The organism is Burkholderia sp. MS389 (assembly GCF_016899425.1).
Classification (GTDB): Bacteria; Pseudomonadota; Gammaproteobacteria; order Burkholderiales; family Burkholderiaceae; genus Burkholderia; species Burkholderia sola.
Genome location: NZ_CP045995.1, coordinates 2,929,253 through 2,941,136 on the forward strand (window position 1 = coordinate 2,929,253; position 11,884 = coordinate 2,941,136).

Below are 11,884 nucleotides of genomic sequence, written 5' to 3' on the forward strand. Positions count from 1 at the left end.
GGCCATCGACGAACAAAGCCCAGCGCGCAGACTGCGGCTGCGCGCGGCGTGGATGTACTTCGTGGAGGAGATGACGCAACACGAGATCGCGCAGAAACTCGGCATCGGTCGGGTGACGGTCGTGCGCCTGCTGGCGGCTGCGCGCGAGAGAAACGAGGTAAAAATTTCGATTGGGGATCGCCTGGTCGAATGCGTGGATCTCGAACGGCAACTCGAGGAGCGATTCGGGATCGCGGAAGCGATCGTCGTACCGCTGTCAGCGCGAGACGCGGATGCCACCGCGCCAGTGAGCGCGGCTGCTGGCGAATATGTGTCGTCGATGGTGCGGTCGAACATGAAAATCGGCGTCGGTTGGGGGCGCACCCTTGTCAGTTCGCTGTCGTACATGGGTGAGCGTCCCGTCGAAAACGTCTCGGTGGTTTCACTGCTGGGCGGCATCATGAAAGCCCGACATTTCAACCCGGCGGAGTTCGCTTGGCGTTTCGCGACGTTGTATCAGGCGGACTGCTACCTGATGACCGCGCCGTTGGTGGTCGATAGCCCGGAGACCCGGCGCACGCTCATCGAGCGCTGCGGCCTCCGGGATATTTTCGATCTGGCGAGATCCCTGGATGCGGTCGTGCTCGGCGCTGCGGGCACTGGCCCGGAGGCAACGGCGCACCGATCGCGGTTCATCAGCGATGCTGATCGCGAATCAGTGATCAAGGCGGGTGCCGTGGGCGATCTGCTCTTCAACTTTTTCGACGCCAACGGACAACTGGTTGACCATCCCATCAACGAGCGTGTGATGTCCGTGCCGCTCGACATCGTCAAGCAAGTACCGGTGCGAGTGCTTGCAGCGGGCGGCGTTAGCAAGGTGCCGGCGCTTGGGGGCGCTCTGAGGTTATTGCGACCGTCCGTATTGATCACCGATCAATACGCCGCAGCGGACTTGCTGAAACTAGCGGACTGACCTTCGCGCGGAAAGGTCCCCGTCACCTTTCCGTACTCCGCGCTCGTCCCCACTGCCGAGAGAAGCGCGCTCTCGCACCTCCCCCCCATTCGCAGCGACGGCAGTGATGCTGCGCCGCATCAATTTCTGTATCAGTGCCCGCCGCTGGGTTGTCGCTCGCGTCAACGAGCCCTTGGCGCGGCTCCTCCTTTTTCCGTCCCCAAATTTCCATGCGCTAGGAATAACCCTAGATGCGCTCTTTTTGCCGCTCGGTTGCTTGTACCTTTAGTGAACAAAGTGATATTGTAAAAAACAAATGTGCACTGAACGTCGCGGCGATCCAGGTTGCAGACGCGGGTTAAGGGCACATGCCTGCGCAAGCGCGCGTCACTACCCAGGAGACATCGTCGATGCTCAACATCATTCCCAGCGGCCTGGCGGCCGACCTCAAAGCCCGCGCCCAATCGGGCAGACCTATCCGAATCGGCTTGATCGGCTCCGGCGAAATGGGCACGGACATCGTGACCCAGGTCCGGCAAATGGAAGGTCTCGAGATCGGCGCGATCGCGGACCTCCGTGTCGACGCCGCATGCGAAGCGGTTCGAGTCGCCAATCAGGCGGACGACGGCTATCGCGTCGTCGAGACTGGCTCGGGGATTTCGCAGGCGATCGAGGCCGGATCGATCGCCATCACGCAAGACTCGAATGCGATCTGTACCAACGATCAAATCGACGTGGTTATCGATGCGACCGGCAAACCGGCGGTGGGCGCGCAGATCGGGCTGCTTGCCATGGAGCATGGCAAGCATCTCGTGATGATGAACGTCGAAGCCGATGTGACCATCGGCGCATACCTGCGTCGTGAAGCGGAGCGGCTGGGCGTGGTGTACACGCTCGGCGCCGGCGACGAGCCGAGCTCGACGATCGAGTTGATCGATTTCGTCAGCGCGCTCGGTTATCCGATCGTCGCCGCGGGTAAGGGCAAGAACAACCCGCTGAATATCGACGCGACACCGGACGACTACATGGCGGAAGCCAAGGCGCGCAACATGAATCCGCGCATGCTGGTGGAGTTTGTCGACGGTTCGAAGACCGCGGTCGAAATGGCGGCGATCGGAAATGCGACCGGGCTGATTCCGGATGTGGCAGGCATGCACGGTCCCGCGGCCACGCTCGACCAACTGCATGAGGTGCTTTGTCCGGTGGCGGACGGCGGGATCCTCACCCAAAAGGGCGTAGTCGATTACACCATCGGAAAGGGCGTCGCGCCCGGGGTGTTCGTCGTTGCCGAACTTGCACATCCTCGCCTGCGCGAGCGCATGGCAGACCTCAAGCTCGGCAAGGGGCCGTATTACACGTTCTATCGCCCGTATCACCTGACGAGCCTCGAAGTACCGCTCAGCTGCGCGCGCGCTGTCCTGTACGGCAAAGCCGACATGCGGCCGCTCCCCGTTCCGGTGGTCGAGGTTTGCGCGGTGGCGAAGCGAGACCTGAAAGTCGGTGACCGCCTCGACGCGATCGGCGAATTCACGTACCGCGCGTGGGCCATCGCGGCGGACGACGCGCTTGCGGAGCGCGCGGTTCCATGCGGCTTGCTGGAAGGCGGCATCGTCACCCAAGCAATCCGAAAGGGCGAATTGCTGACGTACCAGAACGCCGCGGTCGACGCGAACGCACCGATTGTCAAACTGCGCCAGCGTCAGGACGAGATGGTCCGTGGCGCGCGTGCCGCCGCTTGAGGAGAGGATGATGGGATTCGTTGCAGAGAAGATCGAAGGAATGCCCGAAGTCTATCGGCACGTCTCCGCGCAAGCGTTGCGTGACGCGCTGAAAAAGATGCAACTCGTGCGTCGATTCGAGGAGAGTGCGGAACAGGCGTACATGCGCGGCCTGATTCACGGCACGATGCACCTGTCCATCGGGCAGGAAGCCTCCGCGATCGCGATGACGATGCTCCTCACCGATGAGGACTACATCACGTCGACGCATCGGGGACACGGCCACTGTATCGGCAAAGGTGCGGATCCGAAACGCATGTTCGCCGAATTCTTCGGTAAGGAGACGGGGTATTGCCGGGGGCGGGGCGGTTCGATGCACATCGCGGATGTGAGCCGCGGAAATCTCGGCGCCAACGGTATCGTGGGCGGGGGCTTGCCTATCGCGGTCGGCGCGGCGCTGTCGATCAAGAAGCGGCGCAAGGACTCGGTTGTCGTGTGTTTTTTCGGCGATGGAGCGAACAATGAAGGTGCGTTCCATGAATCGCTGAATTTCGCCGCGATCTGGAAGCTGCCGGTGATTTTCGTCTGTGAAAATAACCGGTACGGCATGTCGATGTCGGTCGAACGTTCGACGGCCGTCAGTCGGATCTCGCAGCGCGCGGCTGCGTATGACATGCCCGGCGTAACTGTCGACGGCAACAGCTTCGGCGACGTGCTGACGGCGGCTGAAGGCGCGATCGAGCGTGCGCGAAAAGGCGAGGGGCCGACACTCATCGAGTGCGAGACATACCGCATTCGCGGCCACTCCAAGAGCGACCGGAACCGCTATCGCACCCGCGAAGAGATCGAGTCCTGGGGCGCAAGGGATCCCATTGCGAAATTCGAGCGGCAGTTGGTGGAGCTTGGACTGATCGACGCCGCAGCGGTGCAAGCAATCCACGCGGAAGTCGAGGAAGAAATCAAGGCGGGGCTGGACTACGCGCAGAACAGCCCGGCACCGGACATCGCCGAGTTGACGCGCTATGTATATACGGAGAACGGGGGGAATGACCATGAGTGACCAGCGCGAACTGACTTATGCTCAGGCGATTCATGAGGCAATGGGCATCGCAATGGAGCGAGACGAGCGCGTGTTCCTGATGGGCGAGGATATCGGAGTCTACGGCGGTGCGTTCCAGGTGACCGGTGACCTGTTTCAGCGCTTTGGTGCGGAACGTGTCATGGACACGCCCATCGCGGAGCTGGCAGGCGCCGGCATTGCGGTCGGCGCGGCCATGACCGGCTGCCGGCCGATCTACGAATTCCAGTTTTCGGACTTCGCAACGCTTGCGATGGAACAAATCGTGAACCAGGCCGCGAAGATGCGTTACATGCTGGGCGGAGAAGTCTCGGTGCCGGTTGTTATGCGCTTTCCGGCCGGTTCGGGGACAGGTGCTGCAGCCCAGCACAGCCAGAGCCTCGAGGCTTGGTTCGCGCACGTTCCTGGGTTGAAGGTGGTGCAACCCAGTACGCCCCATGACGCGAAGGGATTACTGCTTGCTGCGCTCGAGGATCCCGATCCGGTGATGATCTTCGAACACAAGCTCCTGTACAAGAGCAAGGGCATCGTGCCGGAGGGATACTATGTCGAGCCGATCGGCAAGGCCGTCGTTCGCCGCGAGGGGCGGGATGTCACGATCGTCGCGACTTCGATCATGACCGTGCGTTCGCTGGAAGCGGCAGACGCGCTGCAGCAGGAAGGCATCGACGTGGAAGTGATCGATCTGCGCAGCATCCGGCCAATCGACCGCGAGGCGATCATCGCCAGCGTACGCAAGACTTCGCGTCTGGTATGTGTGTACGAAGGTGTTCAGCAACTGGGCATAGGCGCCGAGATCGCGTCGATCGTATGCGAAAGCGACGCCTTCGATTATCTGGACGCACCGATCGTCCGGCTGGGCGGCTCGGATTGTCCGCTGCCTTACAACCCGCAGCTCGAGAAGGCTGCCGTGCCGCAGGTGCCCGACATCGTCGAGGCGGTTCGGCATATTGTCGGTCGGAGGGGCTGAGATGGCGACCGAAGTGATCCTTCCCCGCGTCGACATGGACATGACCGAGGGCACGATTACCGCCTGGTATGTCAAGGATGGCGACACGATCAGGCAGGGCGAGCCGATCTTCGACATCGAGACCAGCAAGGCCACGATGGAAGTGGAGGCCCCGGCGAGTGGCACGGTCCGGCAGATTACCGCCAGCGTCGGCGATACGGTCCCCGTCGGAACCGTGATCGCATGGATCTATGCCAATGGCGAGACCGTCATCGAGCAGGACGCCGGCACAACCGCATCAGGCGTTGCCGAGCTTGACGCCGAGGCTGCACCCTCGGTCCATCGTCGCGCGGACGTCGCAGCCGCGGCATCGTCGGGCCATATCGGCGATAGCCGGATTCGTGCAACGCCCGCCGCTCGTCGGGCTGCTCGCGAAAGCGAAATCGACCTGGGCAGCCTGCAAGGATCCGGTCCGCATGGCCGGATCGTCGAGAATGACGTGCGCGCCGTCGCCGTCGGCAACGGTGGTTCACGTGAAGTGCCGGCCGGCGCGAGCCGGCAAGGCGCGCTCAATCGGGTCTGGCTGCAGCGCGGCGGTCCGGCGACGCTGGTGCTTCTGCATGGATTCGGGGCCGAGGCGAACAGCTGGCGCCCGTTCTTCAATGCATTGCGCGACGCCGGCCTTGCCAAGAATCTCGGTGTCCTGTCGATCGATTTGCCCGGACATGGAAAATCGCCGGCTGACGCTGCCGCATCACTGGAGAAAATCGTCGACGCGATCGGCGCTACGCTGGCGGCCGAAGATGTCGCAAACTGCCATCTCGTCGGGCATTCTTTCGGCGCGGCTGTCGCGATCGCGTTGAGCGCGTCGCGCCAGGTGCATGTGTCGTCGTTGACGCTGGCCGCACCAGCCGGGCTGGGCACCGAATGCAACGGTGCGTTCTTGCGCGGGCTGACGCAAGCTGCTGATCGAACCAGTCTTACGCCATGGCTGCGGGAATTGGTCGCGCGTCCCGATGTGATCGACGAAGCGTTCATCGCGACGGCGGAGCAGCAATTGTCGAGTGAGGCAAAACGTGTGACGCTTGCGTCAATCGCGGAGACGTTTTTTCCGGGCGGCCGGCAGAAGATCGATCTGCGAGAAGCCATCGCGTCGCTGACGATGCCTGTTCGCGTCGTCTGGGGGGCGTCGGATAAGATCATTTCGATTACGCACGCGAACGGCCTGCCTGGCCGGATTGCGCAGCACCGCTTCGCAGACGTCGGTCATTTGCCGCACGTCGAAGCGCTGGCTGATGTGGTCGGTATCGTCGGCGAGCAACTGTCACGGTAGGCGGAGCCATACATGAACCTGGAGCTTGACGGCAAGATCGCGCTGGTAACGGGGCTATCATCCCCCATCGGCGACGAGGTGGTCCGTGCGTTGCGTACCGCCGGCGCAACGGTACTTACGCAGCGGACACGCGTTCTCGAACTGGTGGGTGAAACGGGAGACTGTCAAGCGAATGTCGACAGTACGCCGGCGGAAATCTTCACGGCGCGGCGTGCGGTCGATCTGGTTGAACGGACCGTGCTTGAATTCGGGAGACTCGATATCGTCGTCCATAACGGCTGCGCGCGCCTGGATGCGGGAAACGATCTCGAGATTCACGAACGAGAGGTCGATCACGCGTACGCCGAGTGCGTCAAGGCTGCATTTTACATCGCCCATGCCGCATCTTTGCAGTATCGGCGAGTCAAGCGAGGCGTGATCGTCAATATCGCGCCAACTGCCGAAGCGGATTCCTGGTGCGTGGCGTGGCAGAACGCCTGTGCCGCGGCACTCTGTCAGCTATCCCAAGCAATGGGGCAGCGATTGAAAGGTGACGGAATCCGTGTCAATGCCGTCTGTCCAACGGTACCCTCATATGACGAGTTTCGCCGCGCCTCACACGGTGTGCTGCTGCAGTCGACCCCGCTGCCGTCGATCCCGAGGCGAGATGACGGCATGTCCGCCGCAGTGCGTGCCGCTCTATTCCTGGCTTCGGAGGCGTCACACTACATTTCGGGTCTCGTGTTCCCGATCGAGGTCAATTCGGGTTTTTGTTAGAAGAATCGTTGCTGCGGGTTTCGTGTCGCGTTTTCCCGTATTTACCTGAAAGTGAACAATTGTATTATTGCTATAAACATTTGTTCAAAATGGCGGCGCGAAATAACCGCCGGATTCGTCTCGTTTGTTAAAGCAGTTCGTGCGAGGCAGGAGACATGCAATGGAACTCGTTCGGTTCGGTTTACTGGCCTTGGCTGTTACGTGGGCGCTGCAGCTCATCGCCGGGTGGGCCCATATGCGCTACTACCGGGACACGCTCAGAAAGACTGCGCGAACGTGGGGCGACGGCTTTCTCGGCGTGGGGACGTTCAAGCCGCGGATCGGGCGCGGCGCAGTTGCGATCGTCGTCATCGGTGACGATTGCATTGTCAGACAAGTATTGGCCATGTCTGGACTGACTGTGTTCGCTCGTTTCGAGGCGCTTTCCGGATTCAATGGCGGGTCGATCGGCGAGTTTCAACACAATTTGGAGTCCTTGGCGCTTGCACCTCGTCTTAGGCACGCGCTTCGCAACGCACTCGACATGGCTTGCAGAACCGCGAACGCGAACCGTCCTATCGGTGCCGTGATTGAGTAGACGAACGCCGTACAGCACGCAGGTCGCGGCACTGTTTTGATTGACGCATCTGTCGCACATCACAACTTCATCAGGAGACAACCATGAATCCGCTGGATTTTCTTACTCATGCCGCCGAGGCATTTATCGGTGTATTCAACGCAGGCGGAAAGACGTTCGTCGGCTTTGTTACAGGTATTTTGCCGACACTGATTGTGCTGCTCACCGCGGTCTACACGATCATCGCGCTAGTGGGCGAGCAGCGGATTCAGGGATTGGCTCGTTTCCTTTCGAAGAACATCGTGACGCGATATTCGCTGTTGCCGTTGCTCGCGATGTTCTTTCTGACCAATCCGATGGCCTACACGTTCGGCGTCTTCCTTGAAGAGCGTCACAAACCAGCGTTCTACGATTCCGCAGTGTCCTTGTGTCACCCCATTACGGGCTTGTTTCCGCACTGCAATCCGGGCGAGCTTTTCGTCTGGCTTGGTGTGGCAGCAGGTATCACGAAGCTCGCTGAAACCCATGCCGCACCGTTCTCATTGCCGAAACTCGCGCTCTTCTACCTGGGCGTCGGCCTTTTCGTCAATCTCCTGAAAGGGGTGCTGACCGAAGCGATCACCCGCATGATCGCGAAGCGCGAAGGCCTCACGCTTTGAACTCGACACGATAAAACACGAGAAATCACCTGGAGGAGAACGAAATGGATGCGCGTACGTACAAGGCGGTTGAGGTACGAAAGGGGGCCAACGGCTGGGGCGGCCCACTCGTCATCGCACCGACGGTGGAGCGCAACAAGATCGTAGCCGTGACCGGAGGAGATATTCCGAAGGTGGCACAGCGGTTGGCTGATCTGACCGGAGCAACGGTCGTGGACGGTTTTCGCAATCCGCCGCTCGAATCGGAAATCGCGGCTGTCGTGATCGATTGTGGGGGAACCGCGCGGTGCGGCGTATATCCGCGAAAGCGCATCCCTACCATCAATCTGAGTCCGGTTGGACAGTCGGGCCCGCTTGCGCAGTTCATTACCGAAGATATCTACGTGTCCGGCGTCGAATTGAACAGCTTGCGGTCCGTTGACGACGACGCGTCGAACGCCGACGCGCATTGCGCCGCCGTGACGAACGGCGACACCTCATCCGCCGCAACGTCGTCGCCGGCGGAACCGCGAACCGGGGCAAGCCATGGCGGCTTCGTCGGGATGATCACTTCGGTTGGCCGCGGCATGGGTGGCGTCGTGAACGTGCTGTTCACGAGCGGGCGCAAGTCGATCGATACCGTTATTCGCAACGTGCTGCCATTCATGGCGTTCGTGACGATGCTGATCGGCGTGATCAATTCAACCGGGGTGGGGACCGGGCTCGCTCATCTGCTTTCGCCGCTGGCCGGTAATATCGTCGGGCTCGTGATCCTGTCGGCGATCTGCGGTCTTCCGTTCCTGTCGCCCGTACTCGGACCGGGTGCCGTGATCGCGCAGGTCATCGGCGCGGCAATCATCGGGCCGGCCATCGGCAATGGCACGATTCCGCCGCATATGGCGCTGCCGGCGCTGTTCGCGTATGACACCCAGGTCGGTTGTGATTTCGTGCCGGTCGGGATGGCACTCGGCGAAGCGAAACCGGAGACGATTCGCGTCGGCGTGCCGGCCGTACTGATCAGCCGCCAGATCATGGGGCCGGTCTCGGTGTTGATCGCCTGGGTGGTCAGCTTTGCTCTCTAAAAACATCTTGAGGTCACGCATGCATTACTACAAGACAATCATTTCCAGTATCGGCGAAGAGGTGGAGTCCCTTCTCGAAGGTGGCGTGCTGATTTTGTATTCGGATGGCGCGCCTTCCGAACTGGCAGAGGTGTCGGTTCTTCACCGCGTAGAGCAGGCGCACAGCCACGCGCCGCGTATCGGTTCCGTGCTGCGCATCGGTGAAATTTCCGCGGTCGTGACCGCAGTGGGGCCGACGGCCTGGAACAAGGTGAGCGAACTGGGCCATGTCGTCATCACATTCAATGGAGCCCATTCGGCAGAGCGCCCAGGCGAGATCTGTGCGTCGATGGTCGATTGTGAACGGCTCTTCAAGAGCATGCAGAAAGGGGCCGTCATCGAGATCGTTGACGCCTGAATCGCGCCGACGTCAATCGTCATCCACGGAATACGAAAAGGCATCGTCATGTTGGAAACTCAGGTTGTTGTCAAGGTACACGAGGGTCTGCACGCACGCCCCGCGACGCAATTCGCCAAGCTCGCGAAGGAGTTCAATAGCGCGCTGAAAATCGGGAGAGGCGATGCATGGGCGGACGCGAAGAGCGCTGTGAAGCTCATGTTGCTAGGTGTGAAGCAGGACGAGCAGATACTTCTCCGAGCGGACGGCGAAGACGAATGCGAGGCGCTCGACAGGTTGACGCAATTTCTGTCGAATGTCAGCGCAATCGTGCAGGGCGCCACCGTGCCAGACGGCCATCGCGGGTCGGACGGCTCAGCGACGGCTCCGCGAGCGTTCGAACACACGGCTGTGGTGCGATCCGCCGACGATGCTGAATCTCCGGGCGCACTGAGAGGTGTTCCGGCGAGTGAAGGCTTGGCATTTGGCAGTGCGCTCGCGTATGTTCGTGACGAGCTCATGGTCGATCGCCAGTTCGTGTCGGAACACGAGGTAGCAGACGAGGTCATGCGATTCACCGCGACGCTCGAGTCCACTTTGGCTGCGATGCTCGAGCCGGGCGACGGGACGATGGGAAACGAGATCATCGAGGCGATCGCCGATGTCGCAAGGAGCGACGACTATGCGGGCACGATCCGCGAGCTCATCGCAACGCGGTGGAGCGCGGCAGCGGCTACGCTGAAATGCGGGCAGGATCTGGCGTTCGCGTTCGAATCGATGACGGACGAGTATCTTCGCAGCCGCGCCGACGACATTCGCGGCCTGACGCGCGAGATCGTGGCCGTGCTTCTTGGCAAGCAGCAGAAGTCGCTGCGAGAACTCGACGTACCGAGCATCATCCTTGCCGAAGAACTGTCCGCGCCGGATCTTGCGCGCGCGAACCTCGCCAATATCCTCGGGATCGTCTGCACATCCGGCAGTGCGACGTCTCATGTCGCGATCATCGCGCGCTCGCACGGCATTCCGGCAGTTCTAGGTCTGCCGATCGACAAGGACAGGCTGCGATCCGTCAAACGTATATCGATTGACGGTACGACCGGGGAGGTCTGGCTCGACCATTCCGACGCGCATGAAAAGGAACTGTCGCGCCGTATCGACGCGCAGCGCGAACAGCAATCGGCGCTCCTTGCTTACCGGGACGTCGAGCCCTCCACGCGCGACGGACGCAAGATACTGATCGCCGCGAACATGGGTTCTCTGTCGGAACTTGACTCGGCCCTGCAAGCCGGCGCGATGGGCGTGGGACTATTCCGTACCGAGCTTTTGTTCATGGACCATCAGCGCGTGCCTACGGAGGACGAGCAATACGAAGTTTATGCCACGCTCGCACAGCGCTTTCACCCGTGGCCTGTCGTCATTCGGACGCTCGATGCTGGCGGCGACAAGCCGCTGCCGGGCATTCGCTTCCCGAAGGAGGAGAATCCATTTCTGGGGTGGCGAGGCATCCGGATGTGTCTTGACAGCCCCGAAGTGTTCGAGCCGCAACTGCGAGCGCTACTGCGTGCCACCGCGCACGGAAACATCTGCGTGATGTTGCCGATGGTCGACGATGTCGACGAGGTTCGCCGTACGAAGGCGATCATCGAGCGCATCGCTGCGGAACTCACCGACGCGGGGGTGCCGTTTGCAGTTCCAAAGCTCGGCATCATGATCGAGACGCCGGCTGCGGTTCTCACTGCCGATTTACTGGCGCAGGAGGTCGAGTTCTTCTCGATCGGTACCAACGACCTTACGCAATACATCATGGCCGTCGATCGCATGAATCCCAGCCTTGCCTCGCTCTACAAGACCGAGCACCCGGCTGTCATTCAGGCGATCAAGATGGTATGCGACGCGGCGAAGCGGGCGCACATCAGTGTCGGCGTGTGTGGGGAAGCTGCGTCTCGGCCAAACATGATTCCGGTGCTCGTGAACCTCGGAGTCGACGAACTCAGTATGAGTCCAAACTCGGTACTGCGCGCAAAGAAACTCGTGACGGAAATCTGATTTCCGATCGGGAAACGACAGGGGCGTGGCATCGACGATCCACAAGATTCGTATTTGCCACTGCTTCGCGGGGCCGGCTTGATACACGGAGGGGCGGGCGATCTGTCTCGCCGCGCAGGTATCCGGTCTTGTCGGGCAATTTCGCTATGCCTCCCGAGCTGCTTACCGGCCGACACGGCGCGATTCGAGGAGGCGATTTTACCGGATGGAACTGCCGTCCGGTCTTCTCGAACACGCGCAGCCTTCACACCCGAAAGCCGTCGAGCTTTCTCCAAAATTGCCTGGTTTCCTTCCACGGCTCGTCCAGTCGGGCGGTGTGTATCAAGAACGCGCGACGAGCCGCGAGGCTGCTCGTCGCGCTGAATCGGTTTTCCAGCGTCCGGCGCGTGCGGTCTCTCACCCCAGCTGCGTTTCACCCAGG

General features: G+C 61.2%; 11 protein-coding genes. All 11 read left to right on the forward strand.

All coding sequences use genetic code 11. The annotated features are described in order from the left end of the window. The first annotated feature begins 70 nt into the window (after nucleotides 1–70). Complete coding sequence (locus tag GJG85_RS29455) at nucleotides 71–952, forward strand: sugar-binding transcriptional regulator (RefSeq protein ID WP_226238130.1); 882 nt, start codon at nucleotides 71–73, stop codon at nucleotides 950–952. A 389-nt stretch (nucleotides 953–1,341) separates the two neighbouring features. Then, nucleotides 1,342–2,670: a homoserine dehydrogenase gene (locus GJG85_RS29460; protein ID WP_050011230.1), complete on the forward strand. Its 1,329-nt coding sequence runs from the start codon at nucleotides 1,342–1,344 to the stop codon at nucleotides 2,668–2,670. Nucleotides 2,671–2,680: 10 nt separating this feature from the next. Further along, complete coding sequence (locus GJG85_RS29465; protein ID WP_235356132.1) at nucleotides 2,681–3,709, forward strand: thiamine pyrophosphate-dependent dehydrogenase E1 component subunit alpha; 1,029 nt, start codon at nucleotides 2,681–2,683, stop codon at nucleotides 3,707–3,709. Further along, nucleotides 3,702–4,697 (forward strand): alpha-ketoacid dehydrogenase subunit beta, encoded by a 996-nt coding sequence (locus GJG85_RS29470; RefSeq protein WP_062886104.1) that lies wholly within the window; start codon nucleotides 3,702–3,704, stop codon nucleotides 4,695–4,697. Before GJG85_RS29465 ends, GJG85_RS29470 begins: the two co-directional genes overlap by 8 nt. A gap of 1 nt (nucleotide 4,698) precedes the next feature. After that, nucleotides 4,699–6,009 carry an acetoin dehydrogenase dihydrolipoyllysine-residue acetyltransferase subunit gene (locus tag GJG85_RS29475; protein WP_204384156.1) on the forward strand — a complete coding sequence of 437 codons (1,311 nt, stop codon included), beginning with the start codon at nucleotides 4,699–4,701 and terminating at the stop codon, nucleotides 6,007–6,009. A 12-nt stretch (nucleotides 6,010–6,021) separates the two neighbouring features. Next, a complete protein-coding gene (locus tag GJG85_RS29480) occupies nucleotides 6,022–6,765 on the forward strand; it encodes an SDR family NAD(P)-dependent oxidoreductase (protein WP_204384157.1) in 744 nt (247 codons plus the stop codon). Between the two features lie 160 nt (nucleotides 6,766–6,925). Further along, entirely contained in the window at nucleotides 6,926–7,342 is a 417-nt protein-coding gene (locus GJG85_RS29485; protein WP_050011227.1) for a transcriptional regulator GutM, read from the forward strand. A gap of 83 nt (nucleotides 7,343–7,425) precedes the next feature. Beyond that, nucleotides 7,426–7,980: a PTS glucitol/sorbitol transporter subunit IIC gene (locus GJG85_RS29490; RefSeq protein WP_062885851.1), complete on the forward strand. Its 555-nt coding sequence runs from the start codon at nucleotides 7,426–7,428 to the stop codon at nucleotides 7,978–7,980. A gap of 44 nt (nucleotides 7,981–8,024) precedes the next feature. Further along, nucleotides 8,025–9,041 (forward strand): PTS glucitol/sorbitol transporter subunit IIB, encoded by a 1,017-nt coding sequence (locus tag GJG85_RS29495; protein WP_050011226.1) that lies wholly within the window; start codon nucleotides 8,025–8,027, stop codon nucleotides 9,039–9,041. 19 nt (nucleotides 9,042–9,060) lie between these two features. Beyond that, on the forward strand, nucleotides 9,061–9,438 hold the full coding sequence (locus tag GJG85_RS29500) for a PTS glucitol/sorbitol transporter subunit IIA (RefSeq protein ID WP_089489194.1): 378 nt from the start codon (nucleotides 9,061–9,063) through the stop codon (nucleotides 9,436–9,438). A gap of 48 nt (nucleotides 9,439–9,486) precedes the next feature. Next, nucleotides 9,487–11,463, forward strand: a complete 1,977-nt coding sequence (ptsP, locus tag GJG85_RS29505; protein ID WP_080334128.1) for a phosphoenolpyruvate--protein phosphotransferase — start codon at nucleotides 9,487–9,489, stop codon at nucleotides 11,461–11,463. Nucleotides 11,464–11,884: the final 421 nt, after the last annotated feature.